22 protein-coding genes and 1 tRNA gene are annotated in these 26,884 nt (G+C 64.7%); 9 read left to right on the top strand and 14 right to left on the bottom strand.

Annotation, left to right across the window (positions count from 1 at the left end; translation table 11 throughout):
• Positions 1 to 12 precede the first annotated feature (12 nt).
• The 4 genes from L2Y96_RS07040 (at position 13) to L2Y96_RS07025 (ending at position 6,014) form a co-directional block, all read left to right on the top strand.
• Complete coding sequence (locus L2Y96_RS07040) at positions 13 to 1,509, top strand: aminotransferase class III-fold pyridoxal phosphate-dependent enzyme (RefSeq protein WP_247334582.1); 1,497 nt, start codon at positions 13 to 15, stop codon at positions 1,507 to 1,509.
• A 202-nt stretch (positions 1,510 to 1,711) separates the two neighbouring features.
• The gene (locus L2Y96_RS07035) at positions 1,712 to 2,032 is read left to right on the top strand and encodes a PsiF family protein (protein WP_247334573.1); all 321 of its coding nucleotides are present in this window, start codon (positions 1,712 to 1,714) and stop codon (positions 2,030 to 2,032) included.
• 201 nt (positions 2,033 to 2,233) lie between these two features.
• Positions 2,234 to 2,872 (top strand): uracil phosphoribosyltransferase, encoded by a 639-nt coding sequence (gene upp, locus L2Y96_RS07030; RefSeq protein ID WP_247334571.1) that lies wholly within the window; start codon positions 2,234 to 2,236, stop codon positions 2,870 to 2,872.
• A 406-nt stretch (positions 2,873 to 3,278) separates the two neighbouring features.
• Positions 3,279 to 6,014: a lamin tail domain-containing protein gene (locus L2Y96_RS07025; RefSeq protein ID WP_247334564.1), complete on the top strand. Its 2,736-nt coding sequence runs from the start codon at positions 3,279 to 3,281 to the stop codon at positions 6,012 to 6,014.
• 225 nt (positions 6,015 to 6,239) lie between these two features.
• On the opposite strand, the gene pip is transcribed toward L2Y96_RS07025, so the two are convergent.
• Both pip and L2Y96_RS07015 read right to left on the bottom strand, forming a co-directional pair.
• Positions 6,240 to 7,196 (bottom strand): prolyl aminopeptidase, encoded by a 957-nt coding sequence (gene pip / locus L2Y96_RS07020; RefSeq protein WP_247334562.1) that lies wholly within the window; start codon positions 7,194 to 7,196, stop codon positions 6,240 to 6,242.
• 90 nt (positions 7,197 to 7,286) lie between these two features.
• A complete protein-coding gene (locus L2Y96_RS07015) occupies positions 7,287 to 8,669 on the bottom strand; it encodes an FAD-binding oxidoreductase (RefSeq protein WP_247334560.1) in 1,383 nt (460 codons plus the stop codon).
• Between the two features lie 124 nt (positions 8,670 to 8,793).
• Between L2Y96_RS07015 and serA the strand changes: the two genes are divergently transcribed.
• The 3 genes from serA to L2Y96_RS07000 all read left to right on the top strand — a co-directional run bounded on the left by serA (position 8,794) and on the right by L2Y96_RS07000 (position 14,825).
• Positions 8,794 to 10,029, top strand: a complete 1,236-nt coding sequence (serA, locus tag L2Y96_RS07010) for a phosphoglycerate dehydrogenase (protein WP_247334559.1) — start codon at positions 8,794 to 8,796, stop codon at positions 10,027 to 10,029.
• Between the two features lie 26 nt (positions 10,030 to 10,055).
• A complete protein-coding gene (locus L2Y96_RS07005; RefSeq protein WP_247334557.1) occupies positions 10,056 to 12,773 on the top strand; it encodes a glycoside hydrolase family 78 protein in 2,718 nt (905 codons plus the stop codon).
• Between the two features lie 81 nt (positions 12,774 to 12,854).
• The gene (locus tag L2Y96_RS07000; protein WP_247334555.1) at positions 12,855 to 14,825 is read left to right on the top strand and encodes a S1 family peptidase; all 1,971 of its coding nucleotides are present in this window, start codon (positions 12,855 to 12,857) and stop codon (positions 14,823 to 14,825) included.
• On the opposite strand, the gene L2Y96_RS06995 is transcribed toward L2Y96_RS07000, so the two are convergent.
• Together L2Y96_RS06995 and L2Y96_RS06990 are read right to left on the bottom strand one after the other, a co-directional pair.
• Positions 14,822 to 15,763 (bottom strand): GGDEF domain-containing protein, encoded by a 942-nt coding sequence (locus tag L2Y96_RS06995; protein WP_247334554.1) that lies wholly within the window; start codon positions 15,761 to 15,763, stop codon positions 14,822 to 14,824. The two genes, L2Y96_RS07000 and L2Y96_RS06995, sit on opposite strands and share 4 nt — an antisense overlap.
• The gene (locus L2Y96_RS06990) at positions 15,753 to 16,988 is read right to left on the bottom strand and encodes a homocitrate synthase (protein WP_247334552.1); all 1,236 of its coding nucleotides are present in this window, start codon (positions 16,986 to 16,988) and stop codon (positions 15,753 to 15,755) included. The genes L2Y96_RS06995 and L2Y96_RS06990 overlap by 11 nt, the downstream gene beginning before the upstream one ends.
• 225 nt (positions 16,989 to 17,213) lie before the next feature.
• Between L2Y96_RS06990 and L2Y96_RS06985 the strand changes: the two genes are divergently transcribed.
• On the top strand, positions 17,214 to 17,540 hold the full coding sequence (locus L2Y96_RS06985) for an EF-hand domain-containing protein (protein WP_247334551.1): 327 nt from the start codon (positions 17,214 to 17,216) through the stop codon (positions 17,538 to 17,540).
• 6 nt (positions 17,541 to 17,546) lie between these two features.
• Here the strand turns inward: L2Y96_RS06985 and L2Y96_RS06980 are convergent, their stop codons facing one another.
• Entirely contained in the window at positions 17,547 to 18,611 is a 1,065-nt protein-coding gene (locus tag L2Y96_RS06980) for a linear amide C-N hydrolase (RefSeq protein WP_247334549.1), read from the bottom strand.
• A 167-nt stretch (positions 18,612 to 18,778) separates the two neighbouring features.
• Between L2Y96_RS06980 and L2Y96_RS06975 the strand changes: the two genes are divergently transcribed.
• Positions 18,779 to 19,144 (top strand): hypothetical protein, encoded by a 366-nt coding sequence (locus L2Y96_RS06975; protein WP_247334547.1) that lies wholly within the window; start codon positions 18,779 to 18,781, stop codon positions 19,142 to 19,144.
• A 74-nt stretch (positions 19,145 to 19,218) separates the two neighbouring features.
• Here L2Y96_RS06975 and L2Y96_RS06970 read toward each other — a convergent pair.
• From L2Y96_RS06970 to thrS, 9 genes are all read right to left on the bottom strand, one after another.
• Positions 19,219 to 19,295, bottom strand: a tRNA-Pro gene (locus L2Y96_RS06970).
• A 47-nt stretch (positions 19,296 to 19,342) separates the two neighbouring features.
• On the bottom strand, positions 19,343 to 19,699 hold the full coding sequence (locus L2Y96_RS06965) for a MerR family transcriptional regulator (RefSeq protein ID WP_036114913.1): 357 nt from the start codon (positions 19,697 to 19,699) through the stop codon (positions 19,343 to 19,345).
• Positions 19,680 to 19,979: an integration host factor subunit alpha gene (gene ihfA / locus L2Y96_RS06960; RefSeq protein WP_036114917.1), complete on the bottom strand. Its 300-nt coding sequence runs from the start codon at positions 19,977 to 19,979 to the stop codon at positions 19,680 to 19,682. The genes L2Y96_RS06965 and ihfA overlap by 20 nt, the downstream gene beginning before the upstream one ends.
• 1 nt (position 19,980) lies before the next feature.
• A complete protein-coding gene (gene pheT, locus L2Y96_RS06955; RefSeq protein ID WP_247334545.1) occupies positions 19,981 to 22,362 on the bottom strand; it encodes a phenylalanine--tRNA ligase subunit beta in 2,382 nt (793 codons plus the stop codon).
• A 34-nt stretch (positions 22,363 to 22,396) separates the two neighbouring features.
• Positions 22,397 to 23,389, bottom strand: coding sequence for a phenylalanine--tRNA ligase subunit alpha (gene pheS / locus L2Y96_RS06950; RefSeq protein ID WP_247334544.1), 993 nt, complete (start codon positions 23,387 to 23,389; stop codon positions 22,397 to 22,399).
• Between the two features lie 100 nt (positions 23,390 to 23,489).
• Positions 23,490 to 23,849 carry a 50S ribosomal protein L20 gene (gene rplT / locus L2Y96_RS06945; RefSeq protein WP_072322974.1) on the bottom strand — a complete coding sequence of 120 codons (360 nt, stop codon included), beginning with the start codon at positions 23,847 to 23,849 and terminating at the stop codon, positions 23,490 to 23,492.
• 13 nt (positions 23,850 to 23,862) lie between these two features.
• Complete coding sequence (gene rpmI / locus L2Y96_RS06940) at positions 23,863 to 24,060, bottom strand: 50S ribosomal protein L35 (protein WP_045831437.1); 198 nt, start codon at positions 24,058 to 24,060, stop codon at positions 23,863 to 23,865.
• 199 nt (positions 24,061 to 24,259) lie between these two features.
• A complete protein-coding gene (gene infC, locus L2Y96_RS06935; RefSeq protein ID WP_343218450.1) occupies positions 24,260 to 24,787 on the bottom strand; it encodes a translation initiation factor IF-3 in 528 nt (175 codons plus the stop codon).
• Between the two features lie 44 nt (positions 24,788 to 24,831).
• Positions 24,832 to 26,733, bottom strand: coding sequence for a threonine--tRNA ligase (thrS, locus tag L2Y96_RS06930; RefSeq protein WP_247334535.1), 1,902 nt, complete (start codon positions 26,731 to 26,733; stop codon positions 24,832 to 24,834).
• Positions 26,734 to 26,884 lie beyond the last annotated feature (151 nt).

The following is a 26,884-nucleotide window of genomic DNA, read 5'->3' as shown; positions in this document are numbered from 1 at the left end:
TGAGGAAACGTAATGGACGTCATCGCTACCCTGCGCGAGATGCGCGACTTCGGCGGCAAGGCCCGCACCACCGGCCTGCCCGATGCCACCATCGAGCGCTTCGCGGCGCATGACGCCAACCTGCGCCGTGCCATCGAAGAAGCCGCTGCGTATCACAAGGGTTTGCGTGCGGAGATGGACGCTTTCCTGCGCATGGATGAAGCGGAGCAGATCAATCACCTGCAGTGCGGCCTGGTCAACTTCTACCCCGATGACGGCGTGAACCCGTACGTACCCGCCGCCGCACGCGGCCCGTGGGTGGTCACGCTGAAGGGCGCCGTGCTCCACGACGATGGCGGCTACGGCATGCTCGGCTTCGGTCACAACCCGGAGCACATCCTCGAAGCGATGTCGCGCCCGCAGGTCATGGCCAACGTGATGACGGCGAACGTTTCGCAGCTGCGCCTGTGCGAGGCACTGCGCAAGGAACTCGGCCGCACGCGTGGCAGCAATCCCTATTCGCATTTCCTCTGCCTGAACTCCGGCTCGGAATCGGTGACGCTCGCCGGCCGCATCGCGGACGTCAACGCGCGCCTGATGACCGATCCGGGTGCACGCCACGCCGGCCGCACCATCAAGCGCCTCGCCGTCAAGGGCGCCTTCCACGGCCGCACCGAGCGCCCGGCGCTGTATTCGGATTCGTCGCGCCGCAATTACCAGCAGCACCTCGCCAGCTATCGCAACGAAGACACGCTGATCACGGTCGAGCCGTACAACGTCGCGCAACTGAAGCAGGTGTTCGCCGATGCGGACCGCAACGGCTGGTTCATCGAGGCGATGTTCCTTGAGCCGGTGATGGGCGAAGGCGATCCGGGCCGTGCGCTCACGCCTGACTTCTATGCCGCCGCGCGCGAACTCACCCGCGACCACGGCACCCTGCTGCTCGTCGATTCGATCCAGGCCGGCCTGCGTGCGCACGGCGTCCTGTCGATCATCGATTACCCGGGCTTCGAGAAGCTCGACGCACCGGACCTGGAAACCTTCTCCAAGGCGCTCAACGCCGGCCAGTACCCGCTTTCCGTGCTCGCCGTCTCCGAGCGCGTGGCCGGCCTGTACCGCAAGGGCATCTACGGCAACACCATGACCGCTAACCCGCGTGCGCTCGATGTCGCCGTGGCGACCATGGCCGAGCTGACGGATGAGGTTCGCGCCAACATCCGCGAGCGCGGCAAGGAGTTCCTGCAGAAGCTCGAGGGCCTGAAGTCCGAACTGGGCGGCCTGATCACCAAGGTGCAGGGCACCGGCCTGTTGTTCTCGTGCGAGCTGGCCGCGGAGTTCAAGTGCTACGGCGAAGGCTCCACCGAGGAATACATGCGCGAACGCGGCATCGGCGTGATCCACGGCGGCGCCAACTCGCTGCGTTTCACCCCGCACTTCCGGGTCACCAGCGCCGAGGTCGACCTCATCATCGATGAAGTCCGGCATGCCCTGCTCAAGGGCCCGCGCCGCGCGGCCGAACAGGCAGCCTAAGCCCGCCCCGGTAGGAGCCCACCCTGTGGGCGACATCTTTCGCGGTACCGCCGAAGACCCTGTGGCGGCTGTGCGAAAGGCGTCGCCCACAGGGTGGGCTCCTACATGCGAACAGCGTCGCCCACAGGGTGGGCTCCTACGGTTTGAGAAATGGCGTAAGCTGCCCCACGCCGGACTTACCGGCGTCACGTAGGGGTTCGCCATGCGCGTGCAGTTTCGTGTCCTAGCCGTTTCCGCCCTCTTCGTTTTCGCCGGCTCCGCGTTTGCCGCGGCCCAGGCTTCCAAAGACCTTACCCCGCAACAGCAGCGGATGAAGACCTGCAACACGCAGGCCACCGGCAAGAAGGGTGACGAGCGCAAGACCTTCATGAGCAGCTGCCTGAAGGGTGAGCAGCCGACCGCAGCCGCGCCTGCCAAGGCGACCCAGCAGGAGAAGATGAAGACCTGCAACGCCGATCCGAAGGCCAAGACGCTGAAGGGCGATGAGCGTAAGGCGTTCATGAGCTCCTGCCTGAAAGGGTAACGCACACCTCGTAGGAGCCCACCCTGTGGGCGACGCCTTTCGCGCGTAGGAGCCCACCCTGTGGGCGACGCCGTTCGCACAGCCGCCACAGGGTCTGCGGCGGTACCGCGAAAGATGTCGCCCACAGGGTGGGCTCCTACAACGTAAGGTTCGTGGGCGTGCGAAAATGCGGGCATCGCCACCTACGCACGGCCCTGCCCCATGAAAATCGTCGAAGTCCGCCACCCCCTCATCCAGCACAAACTTGGCCTGATGCGCGCCGCCGGCATCAGCACCAAGGAGTTCCGCGAGCTGGCCTCCGAAGTCGCCGCCCTCCTCACCTACGAGGCGACAGCGGATATGGAGACCGAGTGCAAGACGATCGAAGGCTGGGCCGGCCCGGTCGAGGTCACCCATATCAAGGGCAAGAAGGTCACCATCGTGCCTATCCTGCGCGCGGGCCTGGGCATGCTGAGCGGCGTGCTTGAGATGATCCCGGCCGCCAAGGTGAGCGTGGTTGGCCTGCAGCGCGATGAAGAAACCCTGCAGCCGGTGGCCTATTACGAGAAGCTCAGCGGCCGCCTGGATGAGCGCACCGCCATCATCGTCGACCCCATGCTGGCCACCGCCGGCACCCTGGTTGCCACCGTGGATATGCTGAAGGCCGCGGGTGCCAAGCGCATCAAGGGCCTGTTCCTGGTGGCCGCGCCGGAAGGCCTGGCCCGGATCGAGGCCGCGCATCCGGATATCGAGATCTACACCGCCTCGATCGACGACCGCCTGAACGAGCTGGGCTACATCCTCCCCGGCCTGGGCGACGCGGGCGACAAAATCTTCGGCACCAAGCAAAAACCGGAATAAAAAAACCTCCGGCCCCCCGTAGGAGCCCACCCTGTGGGCGACATCTTTCGCCCCACCGCCACAGGTCCTGTTGCGCGATCGCGAACGGCGTCGCCCACAGGGTGGGCTCCTACATGCGAAATTCGCCTTACCGCCACAGGTCCTGTTGCGCGATCGCGAACGGCGTCGCCCACAGGGTGGGCTCCTACATGCGAAATTCGCCTTACCGCCACAGGTCCTGTTGCGCGATCGCGAACGGCGTCGCCCACAGGGTGGGCTCCTACGGGAATCCCTCGATCACCGTCACATTCGGTTGTCACAAACCTGCGGCAAAATCCTGCGGCGGACCTGACAGGGGGAGCGCCGCCGCAGGGGATTGCGGGCGTCTCGGGTCGCGTACAACTCAACGACTCGAGGGGAACATCGAATGCGTTCGACCAAGCAGCAGCGCGCCCTGTGGGCGGCGCTCGCCGGCCTTATGGCCGTCTCGTCGCTCCAGGCGGCGGATCTTTCCATCACCCAGTTCCGCGTCCGCGGCCCGGCTGGCGGCAACGACGAATTCGTCGAAGTCCAGAACTCCGGTACCGCCCCGCTGGATGTGTCGGGCTATAAGCTCAACGCCTCCAACAACGCCGGCACCACGGGTACCCGTTTCACCTTCCCGGCTGGCGTGACCATCGCCCCGGGCTGCTACCTGCTGCTGGCCAACACCGCCAGCTCCGGTTACTCCGGCAGCGTGGCCTTCGACCAGAAGTACTCGACCGGCGTGACCGACGACGGCGGTCTCGCCCTCCTCGACGCCTCGGGTACCGTGATCGACCAGGTCGGCCTGAGCGCCGGCTCGGCCTACAAGCTGGGCACGCCGCTGGCGAGCCTGGGCAGCACCAACGGCGACCAGGGCTACGGCCGCAAGACCAATGCCGCGGGCTTCCCGCAGAGCAGCGGCGATAACTCCGCCGACTGGGTGAAGGTCGCCCCGACCACCCCGCACAACAGCACCAGCACCTGCGTGGCCCAGGGCCCGAGCCTGTCGATCGCCGACGCCTCGGTCAGCCTGCGTAACGCCGATGACGTGCCGATGCCGTTCACCGTGACGCTGAGCCAGGCTGGCACCGCGGACGTGACCGTCCACGCCGCCACGGCTGACGACACCGCCACGGTCGCCGCAGGCGACTACGACGCCGTCAACACCGACCTCACCATCCCGGCGGGCCAGACCACGGCCACAGTGACGGTGAACGTGCACGGCGCCAAGGCCGCCGGTGACGACAAGGCGTTCAAGGTCAACCTCACCAACGCCTCGGGCGACGTGGCGCTGGCCAAGGCCACCGCCGTCGGCGCGATCCTCAACGAGATCCCGGTCGCCGCTGAAATCTGGCAGATCACTGGCCACGACCAGGTCTCGCCGCTGCTCGGCAAGCGCGTGTCGACCAAGGCCAACATCGTCACGGCCGTGGGCCCGGCGGGCTTCACCATCCAGACCCCGGACGCGCGTGCCGACAACGACGCGCTGACCTCGAACGGCATCTACGTGTTCACCAGCACGGCGCCGACGGTAAAGGCCGGCGACCAGGTGGACGTGGAAGCCACGGTCGACAACTACTTCAACCTGCCGGAACTGAAGAACGCCACCATCACCACGACGATGCACGGCGCTCGCCTGCCGACGGCCGTGGTGTTCAACGACAAGGTGCCGTCGAACGATCCGAACGCCCTCTCCTGCGGCACGACGAACTTCCAGTGCTTCGTGGGCATGCGCGTCACGATCAACAACGGCATGATCACCACCGGCAACCTGCGCTTCAGCAATGAGCCGTTTGCCGAGGTGTACATCACCGCCAACGGCCAGCGCTCGCTGCGCAAGCCGGGCGTGCGTTACACCGTGCCGGTGCCCGATGGCGTGAACCTGCCGAACTGGTCGGGTAACCCCGAAGTACTGAAGATGAACACGGCCGATTTCGGTGCCGTGGCCGCGAACACGCCGTACAACGCCGGCACCACCTTCAAGGCGGAAGGCGTGATCTCGTACGCGTTTGGTGCGTACACCTTCATCCCGAGCAAGATCACGGTCACGAAGACCAACCCGCTGCCGCGTCCGGTCGATAACAAGCCGTTCTACGCCGTGCGCATCGGCGCGTTCAACATGGAGCGTTTCTGCGATACGGACTTCAACACCACCTTCACCTGCAGCGGCGGCACAACCGAGCCGACGGCGGACGAAGTGAAGCTGAAGACCCAGCGTCTCTCCGCGTATGTCGGTAGCGTGCTGAAGCTGCCGGATATCCTCTCGGTCGAAGAGGTGAAGAGCCTCGCCGTGCTGCAGGGCCTCGCCAAGCAGCTGGGTGATGATTACCCGGCGCAGTACGAAGCGTTCCTGCAGCCGGGCCACGACCCGAGCGGCATCAACGTGGGCTTCCTGGTGCGTACCGACCGCGTCCGCGTGGTGGATGTGCGCCAGCTCGATGCCGACGCTACCTGGGACGACAACGGCTCCACCTCGTTCCTGCATGACCACCCGCCGCTGCTGCTCACGGCCGACGTGCCGTCGATCATCGGCCGCATGCGCGTCAACGTGATCGCCGTGCACCCGAAGGCCCGCCAGAACGTCGACAAGACGGGCACCACCGCGGACCGCGATCGCCAGAAACGCTTCCTGCAGGCGCAGTCGCTGGCCAAGCAGGTGCAGGCACTGCAGACCGACCGGAAGAACCTGCTCACCCCGATCATGGTGGTGGGTGACTTCAACTCGTACCAGTTCAGCGATGGCTTCACCGACGTGGTGGGCCTGATCTCGGGCAAGTACGACGACAGCCAGAACCTGCTGAAGCTCGGCAAGAACATCGTGAAGCCGGCGCTGTGGAACGCCGTGGATTCGGTGCCTGCCCAGGATCGCTACTCGTTCCTGTTCACGGAGAACTTCGGCAACATTCAGGGCCAGGCCCCGCGCTCGGTGCCGACGCACCAGGTGCTGGACCATGCGCTGCTGAACACCGTGGCCCGTGGCCTCTTCCTGCGCATGGAATACGGCCGTGGCAACCTCGATGCCCCGGTGCAGACGCTGGATGACGCCGCCAAGGAAACCGGCGTGAAGAAGGCGCTGGGCTCCTCCGACCACGATGGTTTCGTGGTGGATCTGCTGACGCTGCCGACGTTCCTGTTCTAAGCACGAAGCACGTGACGTAAAAAGGGCGCCCGGTGCAAACCGGGCGCCTTTTTTGTGCCTGCTACATCGTAGGAGCCCACCCTGTGGGCGACGCCGTTCGCGATACGGCAACAGGACCTGCGGCGGTGAGGCGAAAGATGTCGCCCACAGGGTGGGCTCCTACGAGGGCCGGGGGCGGCCGGGGGCGGCCGGGGGCGGTCGGGGCGGTCGGGGCGGTCGGGGCGGTTAGGCGGCGAAGGCGTCGGTGGCGCGGACGAGTTCGCGGGTGATGCCGGGTTCGAACGCGGAGTGGCCGGCATCCTGGACGATGCGCAGCTCGGCTTCCGGGAACGCACGGTGCAGATCCCACGCGCTACGCACTGGGCACACCACGTCGTATCGGCCCTGCACGATCACTGTCGGGATGTGGCGGATCTTGCCGACATCACGCAGCAACTGGCCATCGACTTCGAAGAAGCCCGCGTTGACGAAGTAGTGGCACTCGATGCGTGCGAAGGCGAGTGCGAACTCATCTTCGCCGCTGGAGGCCATGTGCCCTTCATCCTGGTACAGGTAGCTGGTGGCGGCTTCCCACACCGACCACGCACGCGCCGCGGCCACGCGAACAGCCGGGTCGGTGCTGGTGAGGCGGCGGTGGTAGGCGCTGATCAGGTCGCCATGCTCGGCCTGCGGGATCGCCGAGAGGTAGGTTTCCCACGCATCGGGATACAGCTGGTCGCAACCGCCCTGGTAGAACCACTCGAGCTCGGTGCGGCGAAGCATGAAGATGCCGCGCAGGACCAGCTCGCTGACCTGGGCGGGATGGGTCTCGGCGTACGCCAGCGCCAGCGTGGAGCCCCACGAGCCACCGAACACCTGCCACTTGTCGATGCCCAGGTGCTTGCGGATGCGCTCGATGTCGGCGACGAGATCCCAGGTCGTGTTGCCTTCCAGCTCGGCGTGCGGCGTGGATTTACCGCAACCGCGCTGGTCGAACAGGATGATGCGGTACTTCTTCGGGTCGAAGAAGCGGCGGCAGCGCGGGTTGGTGCCGCCGCCGGGGCCGCCATGCAGGAACACCACCGGCTTTCCGTTCGGGTTGCCGCTCTGCTCGTAGTACAGGGTGTGCAGCTCGGAAACCTTGAGCGAGCCGACGTCGTACGGCTCGATCGCGGGGTACAGGTCGGGGGAGTCCTGGGCCATGGCGGGGTCCTTGGGGGAGGTGTGGAGGAATTGTTACAAGGGTAACTCAGCTGGTGGCGCCTGTATGTGGCGCGCGGCAGCCTCCCCCGGCTACAGCAACTTCCCAGGATTCATCAGCCCCTTTGGGTCCAACACGGCCTTGATCCCCCGCATCAGGGCGATCTCGGCCTCGGAACGCACGCTCCCCAGCCACGGCTTCTTCACCAGCCCGATGCCGTGCTCGGCTGAAATGGAACCCTCGTGACGCTCCAGGGTTTCCACCAGCAAGGTGGTCACGTGCTCGCACTGTTCCACGAAGGTGGCATATTCCACGCCTTCGGGTTTCAGCACGTTGATGTGCAGGTTGCCGTCGCCGATATGGCCAAACCAGACGACATCCACGTCCGGATAGCCTTCATCCAGCAGCGCCTGCATCTCGGCCATGAAGGCTGGCACGCGGGAAATGCGCACGGAAACATCGTTCTTGTACGGCTTGTACTTCGCCAGGCTCTCGGTAATGCCCTCGCGCAGGCGCCACAGCGCACCAGCCTGGGCGTCCGAGGAAGAGATCACGCCATCGACCACCCAGCCCTCTTCCATGCACTGTTCGAAGAAGCCAAGCGCATCGGCTTCGGCCTTTTCATCGGCCGCGTCGAACTCGGTGACCACGTAGAACGGGTAGGTCTCGTCGAACGGAGCCTGGCCGCCATGCGCCAGCACGTGGTGCAGCGCGCGGTCGGTAAAGAATTCAAAGGCCTCCAGGTGCAGGCGGTGCCGCGCCTCGGCGAACACCTTCATCAGGGCATCCATGGCCGGGACGGCGAGCAGCATCACCTGCGAGGCCGGTGGCGGCGACGTCAACGCCAGGGTGGCTTCGACCACGATGCCCAGCGTGCCCTCGGAACCGATGAACAGATGGCGCAGGTCGTAGCCCGAGGCGTTCTTGATGAGGCCCTTGTTGAGATCGAGCAGCTCGCCGCTACCCGTAACCACCTTGAGGCCTGCGACCCATTGACGCGTGTTGCCGTAGCGGATGACCCGGATGCCGCCCGCATTCGTGGCGATATTGCCGCCGATCTGGCACGAACCGCGCGCGGCGAAATCCACCGGATAGATCAGCCCGTGCTCGCGGGCGGCGTTGTGCACCGCCTCCAGGGCGATGCCCGGCTGCACGGTGAGCGTGCGGTCCACCGGGTCGAAACCGAGCACCTTGTTCATGCGGTCCAGCGACACGACCAGCTCGCCATTCGCCGCCACGGCACCGCCGGAAAGCCCCGTGCGGCCGCCCGAAGGCACGATGGCGACCCCCTGATCGTTGGCCCAGCGGACCACGGCCTGGACCTCCGCGATATCCCCCGGATACGCGATAGCCAGCGGTGCCGGCGTCCAGCGCCGGGTCCAGTCCCGGCCATGGTGTTCCAGGTCACCGGAGTCGGTGGAAAGCTTCAGGCCGGGCAGCATGCGGGCCAGTTCGGTCAGGCGCGGGTCGCTCATGGGGGTCTCGCTAAGAGGGCCTCCCGAGGGTGCCAGCGCAGCCGCCAGCCGTCCACTGCGCTGCAACATCGCAGTCACGTTCTGGCATAGTGGGGATCCCCTTTTGCTAGAGACCGGGCTGGCCATGAAGCGCACGTCGTACCCCAAAGAGGACATCAAGGTGCTGCTCCTGGAGGGCGTCAGCCGCAGCGCGCTGGATACCTTCCGCCAGGCCGGCTACACCCAGATCGAGTTTCACGAGAAGTCCCTGCCCGAGGACGAGTTGCGCGAGCGCATCGCCGATGCCCATATCGTTGGCATCCGCTCGCGCACCCACCTCACGGCCGAGGTGCTCGCCGAGGCCCGCCGCCTCATCGCCGTGGGCTGCTTCTGCATCGGCACCAACCAGGTGGATGCCGCCGAGGCCGAGCGCCTGGGCGTGCCGGTCTTCAATGCGCCCTACTCCAACACCCGCAGCGTGGCCGAGCTGGTGATCGCCGAAGCGATCATGCTCATGCGCCGTATCCCGGAGAAGAACGCCCAGTGCCACCGCGGTGGCTGGTCGAAATCGGCTGCGGGCAGCTTCGAGGTGCGCGACAAGGTGCTCGGTATCGTCGGCTACGGCCACATCGGCACCCAGGTGGGCGTGCTCGCCGAATCGCTGGGCATGCGGGTGATCTTCCACGATATCGAAGCCAAGCTTTCGCTCGGCAACGCCCGCCCCGCCTCGAGCCTGGACGACCTGCTCGAGCGCGCCGACGTGGTGACGCTGCACGTACCGGAAACGCCGCAGACCAAGCTGATGATCGGCGCCGCCGAGATTGGTCGCATGCGCCCCGGCAGCATGCTGATCAATGCCTCGCGCGGCACCGTGGTCGACATCGACGCGCTGGCCGAAGCCCTTCGTTCGAAGCACCTTTCCGGCGCCGCGATCGATGTCTTCCCGGTCGAACCGAAGGGCAACGACGATCCGTTCCTCTCGCCGCTGGTGGGCATGGATAACGTGATCCTGACGCCGCACGTCGGTGGCAGCACCGGCGAAGCGCAGGAGAACATCGGTATCGAAGTGGCCTCGAAGCTGGTGCGCTACAGCGATAACGGCAGCACGCTTTCAGCGATCAATTTCCCCGAGGTTTCGCTACCCGGCCATCCCACCAGCCGCCGCCTTCTGCACATCCACCGCAACATCCCGGGCGTGCTTTCGAAGGTCAACGAGGTGTTCTCGCGCGCTGCGGTGAACATCGATGGCCAGTATCTGCAGACCTCCGGGCAAGTGGGTTACGTGGTGATCGATGTGAGCACTTCGGAAGAACACGCTGCCGCCCTGCGTAATGAACTGGCGGCCATCGAAGGCACGCTGAAGGCGCGCGCCCTCTACTGAGTTGCCTCACCACCAGGGAACCACCGATGCATCGATGGCTTACCCCCGCCACGCTCGCCGCCATCGCGCTGGCGGGCTGTGCGGCTCAACCTGCCACCGAGGTGGCATCGGCAACGCCGCCAGTCGTGAAAGGCCTGCGGATCGATGGGCGCACAGCGGAAGGGCCACCGTCCGAACCCCTGGTGATCGACGATGCCACCCCGCGCTTTGGCTGGTGGGCTGAAAGCAAGCGGCGTGGCGCCACGCAGACGGCCTACGAGCTGATGCTCGAGCCCACGTTCGGCGGCGGTAGCGCCTGGCGCAGCGGCATCGTGGTTTCGTCGCAACAGGTCGGCATCGGGTATGCAGGCCCGGCACTGGTGCCGCAGGCAGGTTACCGCTGGCAGGTACGCGTTCGTGACGATGCGGGCCAGTGGTCGGCATGGAGCACGCCGGCCGCGTTCGAGGAGGGACTCGGCATCTCGCGGGCGTGGCAAGCCGCGTGGATCACCGGCGAAGCGCACGCCCCCAGCCTGCCCCTGCTGCGCAAGACGTTTTCCCTCGATAAACCTGTGACCCGCGCACGCCTGTACGCCACGGCACGCGGTGCCTACGCGTTCCACCTCAATGGCCAGCCGGTGGGTGAATCCCGCCTCGCGCCCGGCTGGACCGATTACCGCAAGCGCATCGACTACCAGGTGTACGACGTCACGGCGCAGCTACGCGCAGGCGACAACACCCTCGCCGCCATGCTTGCGCCGGGCTGGTACGCGGGCTCCATCGCCTCATTTGGTCCAGGTAAGTACGGTGCCGAACCATCGCTCATCGCCCGCCTGCGGCTCGACTTCGCCGACGGCAGCAGTACATGGATCGCCACCGACGGCACGTGGCAGTCACACACGGGCCCGCTGACCGCGGCGGACATGATCATGGGCGAAGACGCGGACGCCCGGAACATTCCCTGGCATTGGGATACCCCCGGCTCTAGTGATACCCATTGGCGTGCGGCACGCACGCTGCCCGCTCCCGACGTGTCGCTCGCGGTGCAAACCGATCCGCCTGTCCGCGTCACCGAACAGCGGACAGCGAAGCGCCTTGATCGGCAACCGACCAGGGGAGCTACGCTGTTCGACCTCGGCCAGAACATGGTCGGTGTCGTGCGCGTACACATGCACGGCCGGCCATCGCAGCGGGTGACCCTGCGTTACGGCGAAATGCTCAATCCCGACGGCTCGCTCTATACGGCGAACCTGCGCAGCGCGAAGGCCACGGACCACTATGTGTTCGGGCCGGATGGCAATGTCACCTGGGCACCCACATTCACTTTTCATGGCTTCCGCTATGTGGAGATCAGCGGCCTCGACGAAGCACCGGCTGCCAGTGATCTCAAGGGCGAGGTATGGGGAAGCGATCTGCGTGTGACCGGCGAGCTGGAGACCTCCAGCCCCATGCTCAACCAGCTGATCTCGAACATCCGCTGGGGCCAACGCGGTAACTTCGTATCGATCCCCACCGACACGCCGGCACGCGACGAACGGCTCGGCTGGACCGGCGATATCAACGTATTTTCCCCCACGGCGAGTACGCTGGCCGATAGCGATGCGTTCCTGGCCAAGTGGCTACGCGACCTTCGCGATACTCAGAAGCCCGACGGCGATTTCCCGGGTGTGGCGCCTGACCCCATCGGTATCGATGGCGGCACCGGCTGGGCGGATGCGAGCATCACCGTGCCGCACGCGCTATGGCAGGCCTATGGCGACACGCGCGTGATCGAAGAGAACTACGCAGCGATGCAGCGCTTCATGACCCGTATCGAAGCGATCGCAGGGCCCACGCTCTCTCGCACGCATGGCAATTACGGCGACTGGCTGCACCTCGACGACAAGACCCCGCTCGACCTGCTGGGGACCGCGTATCTCGCCTACGATGCGCGGCTGATGGCCGGGATGGCACGCGCCATCGGCAGGGAAGACGACGCCAGGGAGTACGACGCCCTCGCGTCGAAGACTCAAGCCGCGTTCCAGCAACGATATCTCCACAACGGCCGTACGAGCAGCGATAGCCAGACCTCGTACGCCATGGCCATCGGTATGCAGCTGGCGAATCCCAACCAGACGGCGGCGCTCGCGGAGCGGCTAGCCGATCGCGTACACGCGCGTCAGGATCACCTCTCCACCGGCTTCCTCGGCACGCCGTGGTTGCTCGACGCTCTGGTGCGCGGCGGCCAACCCGCGCTTGCGTACAAGCTGCTGATGAACACCGACTACCCCTCCTGGGGCTACGAGGTCACTTCCGGCGCCACGACGATGTGGGAACGCTGGAACTCGCTGAAACCCGATGGTTCGTTCGGCGACGTGGTGATGAACTCGTTCAACCACTACGCGTACGGCGCTGTAGGCGACTGGATGTTCCGCACCATCGGCGGTATCGCACCCGCCGCGCCCGGCTACCGTGAGATTGCGCTCGCGCCCTTGCCTGGTGGTGATCTGACCCATGCACGCATGCGCCTTGCGTCACCCTATGGCGACATCACGTCGACATGGACGCGCCACGACAAACACATGGAAGGGCGTTTCGATGTGCCTTTCAACACCACGGCCGTGGTAACGCTCCCCGTCGCCAACGTCGATGATGTCCGCATCAACGGCAAGGCACTGCGTGAGGCGCCCGGTGTTTCGGCCGTGAGCGCGGACGCCTCTGGCGTGCATTTCCGTATGGGCAGCGGGGAGTGGCAGTACGTAGCCAACCTGCGCACCGAGCACTGAGGCTGCGCCGCAAGAACTTGCCAGCTTCAATTCAACCGCCCTGCTGCACTACCCTTCGCCCCACACCAAGGGATGACGAACATGGCGGTTCTGATGAAGTGGTCGCTCGCGCTTGCGCTGGGCAGTGCGGTTTCCATGACATGCGGTGCAACGACGCTTGATCCGGCTTTGCTGCCGCAGGTGCGTGCCGCGACCTTCGAAGTTGTCGCGGCCAAGCCCGACGAGAGCAACGTGACGTATGCGCGCCCCCTGCCGATGGATCAGGTGCCCTTCCAGGAACGCAACGATCACTACCGATCCGTAGGCACCGCGTTCGCCTTGGGCGATGGCCGATTCGTAACCGCGTTCCACGTGCTCCTTACCGGTATCGGCAGCCTGGCGGGGCCGCTCATGCTGCGCGATGAGCAAGGCCATGTTTACGCGATCGATAAGGTGCTACGCGCCTCGCCGCAGGAAGACTTTGTCGAGTTCAGCCTGATCCATGCACCGACGGTGGCGCCCCTTCCCGTGGAACGAGCACCGGCACTGAACGAAGCGGTATTCGCCGTAGGCAACGCGCTCGGCACGGGTGTCGTTCTGCGCGACGGCCTGTACACCTCGCAGACACCGGAAGACGTGAACGGACGCTGGAAGTGGCTCCGTTTCTCGGCACCTGCATCGCCTGGCAACAGTGGCGGCCCGCTCGTCGATGAGAAAGGCAAGGTCATCGGTGTCGTGCTACGCAAGTCGCCCAATGAAAACCTGAATTTCGCACTGCCCATCGACCGCGTGCTGGATGCGTCTGACCTGAAGGCCGTGATCGACGCGCCCCAGCATTTCACCGTGCCGTTCAGCCGCGAAACGCGCAACACGCGCTTACAGGGGTCCCTGCCCCTACCCATGGCCTATGCGGACTTCAACCAACGCTTCGCCACGCTGATCGATCAATGGGCCCATGGCGAAGCACAGGCATGGATGAGCGAGCATGCCGCCATGCTGTTCCCGGAGGGCAAGGCATCGCACGGCCTGCTCACGCGCGGCCCTTGGAACGATAGCCTGCCGGCCATGGTCTCGCAGGACAACGATGGGAACTGGGTACGCAAGCTTTCCCAACGCAAGCGCACGCCGCTCACCGATGGTGGGTACGTCGAGCTGGGCAATTATCAGGAGACGCTGGTCTGGCACCTGCATTCCGATGCGGATAAGCCGGCGCTCGGTGGAGGCGGCCGTGCGGTCATGGACCAACTGCTGACGCAAGGCATGGTCACGCGCAATGTCGGCGAGGAGAAAGTGAAGATCACCTCGCTCGGCGCGCCTTCGTCATCCGAGACGATCACCGACCGCCAGGGCCGCACATGGGCCATGCAGACGTTCGCCATGCCCTTCATCGACGGGTGCCTGCTGCTGGCGACGACACCGACCCCGGATGGCGCCGTGGGCATGTTTCGCTTTGCGCTGGCGCGCGATGCACGCCAGATAGCCCTGCAGCTACGGCTCATGGCCGATATGGAAGACATCGCGTATCACGGCAGCCTGCCTCAGTGGCAAACGTTCCTGGCTGGCGGCACGCCTGCCACGGTACTGCGTGATGCCGTCGTGCGCCGCGAGGGCGATAACGTCGTTATCCGGGTCGATGGCCTGGCGGCGACCTGGCCGGGCGATCTGGTGCCCCTGGGTGGCCGGGCCGAAGTGTCCGTACAACCCGGCTGGACCTACGAGAACAGCAAAGCCACCTTGCATGCGCGTGCCGTGGTCCTGCAACAGCGCGACTCACCCGAGGCGCTGGTCCGCCTGGATCGGTACGAACGGTACTTCGATGATTCGGCTCCGGAAGCGCAAAGCTTCTGGCACGACCTTATGACCCACGCGCATCCGCGCGATGGGCAGCCGTATGCGAACAACGATCGGCACATCATCGCCGAGGTTTACACGCCCAGTGCGCCTGACAGCGCACGGCATGCGTTCGGGGTGAGCTACACGGTGGGCGATAACAGCAGCGACGACACCCTGCGAATGCGCCTGAAACAGGCGGCAGCGGGTGTCGTCGTGCCGGATGCGAAGCCGGCGCCTTAGCCTTCGGCGACGACGCGGTGACGGCCGCGCTCTTTCGCTTTGTACAGGCGGCTATCGGCCACGCCGATGAACGGCAACACGCTGTCGCCCTCGCCAGGCACCAGCGTGTTGACGCCCGCGCTCAGCGTGACGCGCTTGTCGTGGCCTACGCCAGCGTGCGCGATAAGCGCCTTGTCGACCAGATCCAGGCAACGCCAGGCCAGGGCCATCGCCGTCGCTGCATCGGTGTTCGGTAGCAGGAGTACGAACTCCTCGCCACCGAAGCGGCAGAGCAGGTCATCCGGTCCACGCACAATGCCGGCAAGCGACGAGGCCACGCGCTTGAGGCATTCATCGCCCTCCAGGTGACCGTAGTGGTCGTTGTACTGCTTGAAGTAATCGATATCGAGCACGACCACGGACATCGGCTGGCCGGCCATCTGCGCTTCGAGCCAACGCGCATCGACCACGGAATCGAAGCGGCGGCGGTTCGCCACGCCGGTCAGGCCATCCTTGAAGGAAAGCTCTTCCAGCTCGCGCTGCATATCGAGCAGCTTCTGCTCGGTGCGCTTGCGTTCACTGATGTCGAACATGAAGCCGATCAGCGCGTTCGGCGTGCCGTCCGGGTTGCGCACGACATGCACCACGTCGCGGATCCAGACGAACGTGCCGTCCTTGCGTAGTGCCCGGTAATCAGCCTCGTGGTCGATGCCCGCCTGCGACTGCGCGACACAGAAGTTGAACACCCACTCGCGGTCTTCGGGATGGATGCGGTCGCGCCAGTCCTGCACGGTCACCCACGATTGCGGTTCCCAACCCAACAGCTCTTCGATCTGCGGGCCGATGTAGGCGAATTGCAGCGTAGGCCAGTCGATCTTCCACGGGATGGCCCGGGTCGATTCGAGCAGGGTCTTGTAGACCGTGACGTCCTCGGCATAGATCGCAACATCAGTGTTCATGGGCGGATTCCACAACCGGCTGGCACGCTTTGACGGCGCGCGCGTGAAGTTCAATGAGCCGCTCGGGCTCATCGTAGGGAATGCGACGCCCAAGACGCAGGTCGCGACGCATCAGGCGGATCATCATCTCGATGACATCCGTGGGGAAGTGCCCAGGCTCGGTGAACATGACTTCGGCCAGGCGGCCCGCGACCGCGACGCTGTCGCTCACGACGGGGCACACCCGGTAGCGGGATACACCGCCGATGGCCTCCGCCGGCAAATCGGTCTGCCGATCGGGCAGCTGGCGGAACGAAGCGAGCGAGACGCGGTAGGCGTTATGGCCAAACACAGGCAGATCGTCGGGTACCTCGGCGAGGTCATCGGTGATCTGCAGGGCCGTTGCCAGCGGTAGCAGGTCGTGCAGGTGGTAGGTCTTGGCCACCTTTTCGTTACCGAGGCGCGTGAGATTCGCCAGTAGTTCGCCCACGGAAGCGTGGCCGATCACGGCGGCGCGCTTGGGCAGGCCGCCCCAGATGCCGTCGGCACCATTGAGCAGGGCTTCGATGACCGAGGCGTTCTCGTAACCCGCGCCGGCGTGGATGTGAACCAGCACCTTCATGGCTTCAGGCAGCATCGCGCGGATGGCGGCCGTGTATGCCCCCACCTGACATGGCAGGTAGGTGCCGCGGTCGTCCTCGAACGTGACGCCTTCCAGCGGAAGGCCGGCCAGCATTTCCAGGATCGAAAGCGTCTGCTCCTGGTTCTCGGCGAACGCGTCGCAACCATCCACGATGTTGATGAAGATGCGCGGCGCCGCGCCCTTCTCGCCACGGATGTTTTCCATCAGCCACATCACGCTTTCAGGGATGCTGCGGCGGAGCGTCTCGTAATCGTACTGACCCTGCATGTTGCGCGGGCTCAGGTAGATTTCGTGCACGGTGTTCGGCACGCCGTAGGCGCGTAGCTTGAGCTGCGACGGATCGGGCGTGAAGTTGCCGCTTTCGTCGGCGATGCCCACGGCGGTGAACGCGAAGCAGCCGGAAAGATCGGCGCCATCGGCTTGCAGGGCTTCCATGAAGTCGTCATCGACCTCACGCTCGTCGGGCATGGCGTAATCAAGCGTGCCGAGCGAGATGTTCTTGAAGCCGAACTCACGCAACCTCGGCAAAATCGCCATCTTGTCGGCGAACGTCTGGCCGACCCGCGCACCGACGGGATTTTCCCGAAGTGAGAGGTCGATCAAAAAAGGCTCGATGCCTTGCAGATATTCTACCTTCGCCGCAGCCTGCCCAAGCGCTGCGTACGCCTTTTGCCGTGCTTCCCCTGCCGACATCGCCTTCCCCCCATGGCCCCGAGCCATTCGTAAGTGTGCGCTGCTGTAACGGCCGCAAGCGTAAAAGCTTGAGCGGGCTCGGTTTGCGGGGTACCGTCAGCAGGCAGCCCTGATCCTAACGCACGGAGAGAGCTCATGGTTTACGGAACCAAGCCCGCTTTGGCATGCCTTGCCGTTGCCCTGCTCGCCCTGCCCTGGGCCGTGCCGGCCCAGACCAGTCTGGGCAAGACCGCGACCTACGCCCGGAACCAGCTCCACCAGAAGTTCCTGAAGGCGGATAAGGACAAGGACGGCTTCCTGACCAGGGAGGAGGCCGAAGCAGGGAATTTGCCCGAAACGGCTAAGCATTTCGACAAGATCGACGCGACCGGCCGCGGTAAGGTCTCCGAGAAGGAGATCCAGACCTGGTGGCTCGAGCAGGCCGGCAAGCGGGCCGCCAAGCCACCGGCCGGGGGCACCTGACAGGTCTCAGTGGAGCCCGGCGAAGCGGAACGGCTGGGCCGCGATGAAGCTGGCCGAGACCTCCCCGGAGAAGGTATGCCGCTGGTCCGGCCCCAGGTCCAGCTTGCGCACGGGGCTGCCCTCGGCGAAATCCACCTTTTTCAGGTCCACCCAGAAGGTGTTCGGCGTGATGGCGGATTCGAACAGATACAGCCGGCGTTTGTGATCGAAAACGGTGCGCCAACGCGTGGATGAAATATTGGGCTGATCCGGAGTGGTTATGCCGAGCGGCACCGACACGTTACGGATTACCGAGAACACGCTCGCAAGCGCGAGGTCGGGATCGTCGTTCTTTGGGATGGCATTGATGTAGAACGAGGCGCGCGCGAATCGGTCGGCGGAGCGATTGGTACCCGGAAGCATTGTGGTGCCGCCGATACCTTGCCAGTACGTGTTCAGCGCGAGCTGCTCGTCGAATGTCGGCGAGTTCGTCATGACCTGGTATTTGCGGTCATGGTGGATCACCTGCTTCCCGCCGATGTATTCCACGATCGCACTATCGCCGGTGGCGTCGGACATCGATAGGTGCAATGTTGCAAGGCGTGGTTCGCCTGGCACTTCGTCAGTGACCACGACGAACGGCTCCTTCTCCAGTGCCTTCACCGCCTCATCGACGGTCGCAAAGTTATCCAACACGTATTGCGCCCAGAGCGCGATGCTAAGTGTGTGATCGCTGGCTTTGGGCTTTGGATAGGTCGATTCCACGAGCCAAAGCACATTGGCCATCAGGCCTTTTTCATTCGCGCCATCGGTGGTCGAGACGTCATACCCCGTGGCAATGACGCTGCCGTATTTCGCTGTCCAACTCACGGAGTTGGGCCCGGCCTCACCGACGCGCTTCATGCCACGCGGAAACACCCAGAGGTTCGTGCCGACATCGACTTTCCAGTCCATGGAGCGCGCGGTGATGACATCGTCGTTCTTGCCGAGGTAGACGACGCGAGTGCATGCACTACTTGCCGTTGGAATGACACCGAAGGCCAGACATGCCGCCAACACGCAGGCGCTGACGTATCGTTTGCAATGACTCATATCGAACCCCCGGTGCCCTACTAGCTCGCCTGCGAGATCCAGAGTACGCCGTGCGAGCCGCCGTGGCGCTAGGAAAATGTACTTAGCCAGCCGAGGATTGTTACGACGCTGCCGACATGGCAGTCTGAGCCTGGCATGCTATCCATCAGGCGAAAAAGGGAAACGCGATGGGCTACGACGTTCATATCACTCGCAAGACGGAATGGTTCGACGAAGAGGGGCCGACCATTTCGATCGACGAATGGAAGGCGTACATCGCGTCTGACCCAGAGATCCGGCTCGACGGGTTCGCGGAAGCAATTGTCGGCGGCGGGGCTGTTCTGCGAATCGAGCAAGAAGGACTCGCGGTCTGGACCGGTTATTCCAACCGAGAGAACTCCGTCTGGATCGGTCCAGGCTCCGGGGGAATCACCGTGAAGAACCCCGACGAAGAAATCCTGCGAAAGATGTTCGAAATCGCCCTGGCACTCGATGCACGCGTCATCGGCGACGAGGGGGAGGAATATGGTGCCGACGGCACCGTTGTCGGATAGCGGCGCGGTTTCGTACAGCGCCGCTATCACCCAACGAAAAAGGGCGCCCCACTGGGACGCCCTTTTCGAATAATTGGTCGGGGTGGCGAGATTCGAACTCGCGACCACTACACCCCCAGCGTAGTGCGCTACCAGGCTGCGCTACACCCCGACGAGCTAACGATTGTAGCAGCAACGCCGTGCCCTGCGGAAGCAGGTTCAGCGGCGAAGCAGCGTAAGCACTTCTTCCAGTTCCAGGCGGACCTGGCGCACGATCTGGTGCGACATGCTGGCTTCCATGCGGGCCTGGGGGCCCTCAAGGCGGGCGCGGGCGCCCGTGATGGTGAAGCCTTCGTCGTACAGCAACGAGCGGATCTGGCGAATCATGAGCACGTCGTGCCGCTGGTAGTACCGGCGGTTGCCACGGCGCTTTACAGGCTTGAGGGCCGGAAATTCCTGCTCCCAATAACGCAGCACGTGCGGCTTGACGCCACACAGCTCGCTGACCTCACCAATGGTGAAGTAGCGCTTCGCCGGGATGGCGGGGAGTTCGGTGTTATTCCCTGGATCCAGCATAGCCCTCGACTCTTACCTTGAGTTTCTGGCCAGGACGGAAGGTGACAACCCGCCGGGCCGAGATGGGGATTTCTTCGCCGGTCTTGGGATTACGACCGGGCCGCTGATTCTTTTGCCGCAGGTCAAAATTGCCGAAGCCCGACAACTTTACCTGTTCGCCTCGCTCCAGGGCTTCGCGGACCACTTCAAAGTAAGCGTCTACGAATTCCTTGGCCTCACGCTTGTTGAGGCCCACGTCGAGGAAAAGCCGCTCGGCCATTTCCGCCTTGGTCAGCGCCATCTTATCCTCGCAATCTCGCCTTGCATGTCTGCTCCAATGCCTTCACCGCGTCTGCCACGCAAGCGTCGGCATCGTCGTCGGTAAGGGTGCGTGAAGCGTCCTGTAAAATCAAGCCCATAGCGAGACTCTTTCGCCCTTCCTCGACCCCCTTGCCGACGTACCGGTCGAACAGGCGGACCTCCTTCAGGAGCTCACCCAGGGCACCGCGAACCGCACCCTCGACGGCGGCCCAGGCCACGTTTTCGGGCAGGTCCATGGCGATATCGCGGCGAACCGCAGGGAATCGCGCCACGCGGGTCGCGTTGGGCATGCGCCGGGCAAGTACCGGCTCAAGCGCCAGTTCCATCACGTAGACGTCCGGGCCCAGGTCGAGTGCCTTGGCGAGCGCCGGATGCAGCGCACCCAGGAAGCCCGCCGGCTGGCCATCGCGGAGAACGCGGGCACCACGGCCCGGATGCAACCAGGCCGGGAGGCCGTCGGCATCGATCGACCAGCGCTGGGCCTCGCCCGTATGGGCGATGAGCGCGTCGAGATCCCCCTTCAGGTCGTAGAAATCGACCGGGCGCGAGGCTTCGCCCCACTGCTCCGCCCGGGCGTTGCCCGACGCAACCACGGCCACGCGGCCGACCTCGTCCGGTGCGCCGCCGGTGGCGTGGAAGCTACGGGCGACCTCGAAGAGGCGCACGCGATCCTGCTGGCGGGCGCGGTTGTGGCGCAGCGCTTCGACCAGGCCGGGCAGCAGCGAGGTCCGCATCACGGCCAGGTCAGCCGAGAGCGGGTTCGCGAGCGGGACCCAGGCGTGGTCGAGCTGCCAGGTCTTCAGCAGGTCGGCGCTGACGAACGAAAGCGTCACTGCCTCGAAGTAGCCACGGGCAGCGAGCTGGTCGCGCAGGGCCATCTCGGGCAGGCGCGCCTCGGCCACCGGCTCCAGCGCGATCTTGCCGGCCGGGGTGGTGGTCGGGATGCGCTCGTAGCCGTGGATGCGGGCCACTTCTTCGATCAGGTCTTCTTCGATCTCGATATCGAAACGGCTGCTTGGCGGGGTCACGCGCCAGCCATCCGGGATTTCTTCCACGCCCATGCCGAGCGCGGTGAAGATGCGGGTGACTTCCGCCGCCGCGACATCGATGCCGAGGATGCGGCGCAGGCGGGCGTGACGGAGCAGGACCGGCACATGGGCGCGCAGGTGCTCACCGAGCTCGGCCGTGGTGACCGGACCAGCGTGGCCCCCAGCGATCTGGATCAGCAGTTCGGTCGCACGCTCGAGGGCACGCTTCGGCAGCGCCGGATCCACGCCGCGCTCGAAGCGGTGCGAGGCGTCGGTGTGCATGCCGAGCTTGCGGGCGCGGCCCATGATGGCGGCCGGCGCGAAATGCGCAGCCTCCAGGAATACGTTGCGAGTGACATCGGTGACGCGGGAGTCGAACCCGCCCATCACGCCGGCGACAGCCAGGGCCTTCGCTTCATCGGCGATGACGACGAAGGACGGATCGAGCTTTGCCTCGCTGCCATCGAGCAGCTTCAGGATTTCGCCGTCGACCGCGTGGCGCACGACGACGCTGCCGGCGAGCTGGTCGTTATCAAACGCGTGCAGCGGCTGGCCCAGCTCCATCATCACGTAGTTGGTGACGTCGACGACGGGGCTGATCGGGCGCAGGCCGGCGCGGCGGAGGCGCTCGGCCATCCACAGCGGGGTCTTGGCCGTGGTGTCCACGCCTTCGATGATGCGGCCGAGGTAGCGCGGCGCATCGGCGCCGGCATCCAGGCGCACGGCTCGGGTGCTGCCCGTCGTGGCCGGGACTTCGGCGACGCCCGCGGCGCGCACGTGGCTACCGAACAGCGCAGCCACGTCGTGGGCCAGGCCGGTGAGGCCGAGCACATCGGGGCGGTTCGGGGTGATCTTCAGCTCGATGCTGGCATCGGGCAGGCCGAGGTAATCGGCCAGCGGCTTACCCACCGGCGCGTCGGCCGGCAACTCGAGCAGGCCCGAGGCGTCGGCGTCGATGCCCAGCTCTTTCGCGGAGCAGAGCATGCCGAACGATTCCACGCCGCGCAGCTTGGCCGCCTTGATGGCGATGCCGCCCGGGAGGGTGGCGCCAACGGTGGCGAGCGGGATGCGGATGCCGACGCGGGCATTCGGCGCGCCGCAGACGATCTGCAGCAGCTCGCCCTGCCCCGCATCGACCTTGCATACCTGCAGGCGATCGGCTTCGGGGTGCTTGGTGGCTTCGACGATTTCGGCGACGACGACGCCGTTGAGGCCATCGCCCAGGGCGGTGACTTCTTCGACTTCCAGGCCCGACATGGTCAGCGCGTGCACCAGCGCCGCGCGGTCCGCGTCGATGCTTACCAGTTCACGCAGCCAGTTTTCGGAGAATTTCATGGGAGCGACTCGTATGCGTTAAGGGCGGCGGGGATCAGGCGAACTGGCGCAGGAAGCGCAGGTCGTTCTCGAAGAACGCACGCAGGTCGCTGACGCCGTAGCGCAGCATGGCGAAGCGTTCGACGCCCAGGCCGAACGCGAAGCCGCTGTAGCGCTCCGGATCGATGCCGCAGTTCTTCAGCACGGTGGGGTGCACCATGCCGCAGCCCAGCACCTCAAGCCAACGGGTGCTGCCGTCTTCGGCATCCCAGCGGATATCCACTTCGGCCGAGGGCTCGGTGAAGGGGAAGTAGCTGGGGCGGAAGCGCATTTCGAAATCGCGCTCGAAGAACGCACGAATGAACTCAGCCAGCGTGCCCTTCAGATCGGCGAAGCTGGAGGTCTCATCGACCAGCAGGCCTTCGATCTGGTGGAACATCGGCGAGTGGGTCTGATCCGAATCGCTGCGGTACACCTTGCCCGGCGCGATGATGCGGATCGGCGGCTGGCGCCCCTGCATCGAGCGAATCTGCACCGGCGAGGTATGCGTGCGCAGCAGGCGGCCGTCACCGAAATAGAAGGTGTCGTGCATGGCGCGCGCCGGGTGGTGCGGCGGGAAGTTCAGCGCTTCGAAGTTGTGCCAGTCGTCTTCGATTTCCGGGCCATCGGCGCGCTGGTAACCCAGGCGGCCAAAGATGTCGGAGATGCGCTCGAGGGCACGGGTAATGGGGTGGATGCCACCGTATTCGCCATCGCGGCCCGGCAGGGTCACGTCAATGCGTTCGGAGGCGAGGCGGCGGTCGAGCTCGGCCTGTTCCAGCGCCTGCTTGCGCGCGGCGATGGCGTCGGTGAGGCGCTCCTTGACCCGGTTCACTTCGGCGCCGCGCGCTTTGCGCTCTTCGCCGGTGAGCTGGCCGAGGGCCTTGAGGGCCGCGGTGACCGCGCCGTTCTTGCCCAGCAGGGCGACACGCACGCTATCCAGCGCCTCGAGCGAGGCTGCCGATTCGATATCGCGCAGGGAGGCGTCGACGTTCTCGATCGATTCCATCGGTTTTCCTGGAGTGCAAAAAGAAATGGGGAGAAGGCAAGGCCTTCTCCCCACGTCATCCATCATCGCGCGATAAGACTACCGCGCGTGGTAAAGCGGATTACGCAGCCAGACTGGCCTTGGCCTTCTCTGCGATAGCGCCAAACGCCTTGATGTCGTGCACGGCGAGGTCGGCGAGGACCTTGCGGTCGACCGAGATGTTCGCCTTCGCCAGACCGTTGATGAGACGGCTGTACGAGAGGCCGAACTGGCGGGCAGCGGCATTGATACGGACGATCCACAGAGCGCGGAACTGACGCTTGCGCTGCTTGCGGCCGATGTAGGCGTACTGGCCAGCCTTGATGACGGCCTGGTTAGCTACGCGGAATACCTTGCGACGGGCGTTGTAGTAGCCCTTCGCACGGCCGATGATCTTCTTGTGACGACGACGGGCGGTTACGCCGCGCTTAACACGTGCCATGACTTAGTCTCCCTTAGAGATACGGCAGCATCCGAGCCACACCCTTGGTGTCGCACGGCTTGACGTGGTTGGGAGCGCGCAGGCCGCGCTTACGCTTGGTCGACTTCTTGGTCAGGATGTGCGACTTGAAGGCGTGACCGGCCTTGAACTTGCCGGATGCGGTCTTGCGAAAACGCTTCGCAGCCGCCCGGTTGGTCTTGATCTTGGGCATCGGAATGCTCCCTTTTCGGGTTTCTGACTGAACCGGCGGCAAGCCCTTGATTGGGTTGCACTTTCCTTCCTGCCGGGTACGGTACACGGCCCATCCATACGGGCCGAGCCGGCGAGTATACAGGCTTATTAAGCTCTTGTGTAGGCGCGTGTTTGCGCGCAAGAGCATAAAAAAGGGCGCCCTGAGGCGCCCTTTTCGATCAGACCTTTTTCTTCGGGCCGATCATCATGACCATCTGGCGGCCTTCGAGGCGGGGGAAGGACTCCACCACGCCGTCTTCGCCGATGTCGACCTGGATCTTCTTGGCCAGATTCTGGCCCAGGTCCTGGTGGGACATTTCGCGGCCGCGGAAGCGGATCGTGACCTTGACCTTGTCGCCTTCCTCAAGGAACTCACGCATCTTGCGGAGCTTGATGTCGTAGTCGCCCACGTCCGTGACCGGACGGAACTTCACTTCCTTGATTTCGACCTGCTTCTGCTTCTTCTTGGCTGCAGAAGCCTTCTTCTGGGCTTCGAACTTGAACTTGCCGTAATCCATGATCTTGCAGACCGGCGGATCGCCGTTCGGCTGGATTTCGACGAGGTCCATGCCGAGTTCTTCGGCGGCGCGGATGGCGTCACGGGTGTCCATGATGCCTAGCTGCTCACCCTCGGCGCCAAGCACGCGCACCTTCGGCACACGAATCTCAGCGTTCTTGCGATTGCCCTTGTTATCGGTCGTAGCGATACCGCTATCCTCCAGAAGATTGATCTAAATACCGGACCCGCGCCTTAGCGGCGGGTCTCGGCTTCCAGGCGTTCGGCGAACTGGGCCACGGTCATGCTACCCAGGTCTTCGCCGCCGCGAGTACGTACCGAGATGGTACCCGTTTCCTTCTCGCGGTCACCGACCACGACCAGATAGGGCACCCTCTGCAGCGTATGCTCGCGGATTTTATATCCGACCTTTTCATTGCGCAAATCAGCGTTCACCCTGAAACCTTGTCCGCCAAGGGCTTGGGCAACGTCTTGCACGTAATCGGCCTGAGCGTCGGTGATGCTGAACACCACGGCCTGAGTGGGGGCAAGCCAGGTCGGAAGCAAGCCGGCATGGTGCTCGATCAGGATACCGATGAAGCGTTCCATGGAGCCCACGATCGCGCGGTGAAGCATGACCGGGTGCTGGCGCTGGCTGTTTTCATCGACGTACTCGGCGCCGAGGCGCTCGGGCATCATGAAATCGACCTGCATGGTACCGACCTGCCAGGCGCGGCCGATCGAGTCCTTCATGTGGTACTCGATCTTGGGACCGTAGAAAGCGCCCTCGCCCGGCAGCTCTTCCCACTCGACGCCTGCGGCGGACAGCGCCTTGCGCAGTGCATCCTCGGCGCGATCCCACACCTCGTCGGCACCGATGCGCTTTTCAGGGCGCAGGGCGATCTTCATGGCAATGTTGTCGAAGCCGAAATCGGCGTAGACCTGCATGGCCTGGGCGTGGAACGCAGCCACTTCGGCCTCGATCTGGCCCGGGGTGCAGAAGATATGGCCATCGTCCTGGGTAAACGCACGCACGCGCATGATGCCGTGCAGCGCGCCCGAGGGCTCGTTGCGGTGGCAGCCACCGAACTCGCCGTAACGGATCGGCAGATCGCGGTAGCTATGCAGGTTGGTGTTGAAGATCTGGATGTGACCGGGGCAGTTCATCGGCTTCAGCGCGTAGGTCCGCTTTTCCGACTCGGTAAAGAACATGTTCTCGTGGTAGTTGTCCCAATGGCCGGACTTCTTCCACAGGCTCACGTCCATGATCTGCGGGCCACGCACTTCCTGATAGCCGCTCTTGCGGTACACGCCGCGGACGTACTGCTCCACGGCCTGCCAGATGGCCCAGCCCTTCGGGTGCCAGAAGATCATGCCCGGCGCTTCTTCCTGCATGTGGAAGAGATCGAGCTGCTTGCCGATGCGGCGGTGATCGCGCTTTTCGGCTTCTTCCAGCTGGTGCAGGTAGGCCTTGAGATCCTTGTCGTTCAGCCACGAGGTACCGTAGATGCGGGTCAGCATCTCGTTGTTGGAATCGCCGCGCCAGTAGGCGCCGGCCACCTTCATCAGCTTGAACGCGCGCAGCTTGCCCGTGTTGGACACGTGCGGGCCGCGGCAGAGGTCGGTGAACTCGCCCTGGGTGTAGAGCGAGAGCTCTTCATTCGCCGGGATGCTTTCGATGATCTGGGCTTTGTACTCCTCGCCCAGGCCACGGAAGAAGGTGATCGCCTCGTCACGGCTCTTCACCGAGCGCGTGACCGGGATCGCTTCCTTGACGATCTTTTCCATCTCGGCCTGGATGGCGCCGAGATCATCCGGGGTGAACGGGCGCTCGTAGGCAAAGTCGTAGTAGAAGCCGTTGTCGACTACCGGGCCGATGGTGACCTGCGCGCCGGGGAACAGGCGCTGCACGGCCTGGCCCAGCAGATGGGCCGTCGAATGGCGCAGGATGTCGAGGGCTTCGGGGCTCTTCTCGGTGATGATCTCGAGCTTCGCGTCGTGGTCGATGCTGAAGCTGGAGTCCACCAGCTTGCCGTCGACCTTGCCCGCGAGGGTGGCCTTGGCGAGGCCGGCGCCGATCGAAGCGGCGACATCCTGGACGGAAACAGCGTGGTCGAACGGGCGCTGGCTGCCGTCGGGTAGCGTGATCTGGATCATGGGAGCGAATTCCGGGCAAACAAAAAGGGCGCCAGGCGCCCTTCGGATATCAACGAAGACGTGGCGGGGGCTCAGGTTGGGAAGCGTGTAGTCCGCATGTCGCACACTCGGCCGGCGTTACCGCGGGCCACCTATTCGTTGGGGTTACTGC

The organism is Luteibacter aegosomaticola, assembly GCF_023078475.1.
Lineage (GTDB): Bacteria > Pseudomonadota > Gammaproteobacteria > Xanthomonadales > Rhodanobacteraceae > Luteibacter > Luteibacter aegosomaticola.
The sequence above is the reverse complement of the archived record's forward strand: the minus strand, read 5'-3'. Positions and strand labels throughout refer to the sequence as shown.

Coding starts and splice junctions, on each gene's coding strand:
- L2Y96_RS07040 (WP_247334582.1), top strand. CDS start 13: ATGGACGTCATCGCTACCCTGCGCGAGATGCGCGACTTCGGCGGCAAG.
- L2Y96_RS07035 (WP_247334573.1), top strand. CDS start 1,712: ATGCGCGTGCAGTTTCGTGTCCTAGCCGTTTCCGCCCTCTTCGTTTTC.
- upp (WP_247334571.1), top strand. CDS start 2,234: ATGAAAATCGTCGAAGTCCGCCACCCCCTCATCCAGCACAAACTTGGC.
- L2Y96_RS07025 (WP_247334564.1), top strand. CDS start 3,279: ATGCGTTCGACCAAGCAGCAGCGCGCCCTGTGGGCGGCGCTCGCCGGC.
- pip (WP_247334562.1), bottom strand. CDS start 7,196: ATGGCCCAGGACTCCCCCGACCTGTACCCCGCGATCGAGCCGTACGAC.
- L2Y96_RS07015 (WP_247334560.1), bottom strand. CDS start 8,669: ATGAGCGACCCGCGCCTGACCGAACTGGCCCGCATGCTGCCCGGCCTG.
- serA (WP_247334559.1), top strand. CDS start 8,794: ATGAAGCGCACGTCGTACCCCAAAGAGGACATCAAGGTGCTGCTCCTG.
- L2Y96_RS07005 (WP_247334557.1), top strand. CDS start 10,056: ATGCATCGATGGCTTACCCCCGCCACGCTCGCCGCCATCGCGCTGGCG.
- L2Y96_RS07000 (WP_247334555.1), top strand. CDS start 12,855: ATGGCGGTTCTGATGAAGTGGTCGCTCGCGCTTGCGCTGGGCAGTGCG.
- L2Y96_RS06995 (WP_247334554.1), bottom strand. CDS start 15,763: ATGAACACTGATGTTGCGATCTATGCCGAGGACGTCACGGTCTACAAG.
- L2Y96_RS06985 (WP_247334551.1), top strand. CDS start 17,214: ATGGTTTACGGAACCAAGCCCGCTTTGGCATGCCTTGCCGTTGCCCTG.
- L2Y96_RS06980 (WP_247334549.1), bottom strand. CDS start 18,611: ATGAGTCATTGCAAACGATACGTCAGCGCCTGCGTGTTGGCGGCATGT.
- L2Y96_RS06975 (WP_247334547.1), top strand. CDS start 18,779: ATGGGCTACGACGTTCATATCACTCGCAAGACGGAATGGTTCGACGAA.
- L2Y96_RS06965 (WP_036114913.1), bottom strand. CDS start 19,699: ATGCTGGATCCAGGGAATAACACCGAACTCCCCGCCATCCCGGCGAAG.
- ihfA (WP_036114917.1), bottom strand. CDS start 19,979: ATGGCGCTGACCAAGGCGGAAATGGCCGAGCGGCTTTTCCTCGACGTG.
- pheT (WP_247334545.1), bottom strand. CDS start 22,362: ATGAAATTCTCCGAAAACTGGCTGCGTGAACTGGTAAGCATCGACGCG.
- pheS (WP_247334544.1), bottom strand. CDS start 23,389: ATGGAATCGATCGAGAACGTCGACGCCTCCCTGCGCGATATCGAATCG.
- rplT (WP_072322974.1), bottom strand. CDS start 23,849: ATGGCACGTGTTAAGCGCGGCGTAACCGCCCGTCGTCGTCACAAGAAG.
- rpmI (WP_045831437.1), bottom strand. CDS start 24,060: ATGCCCAAGATCAAGACCAACCGGGCGGCTGCGAAGCGTTTTCGCAAG.
- thrS (WP_247334535.1), bottom strand. CDS start 26,733: ATGATCCAGATCACGCTACCCGACGGCAGCCAGCGCCCGTTCGACCAC.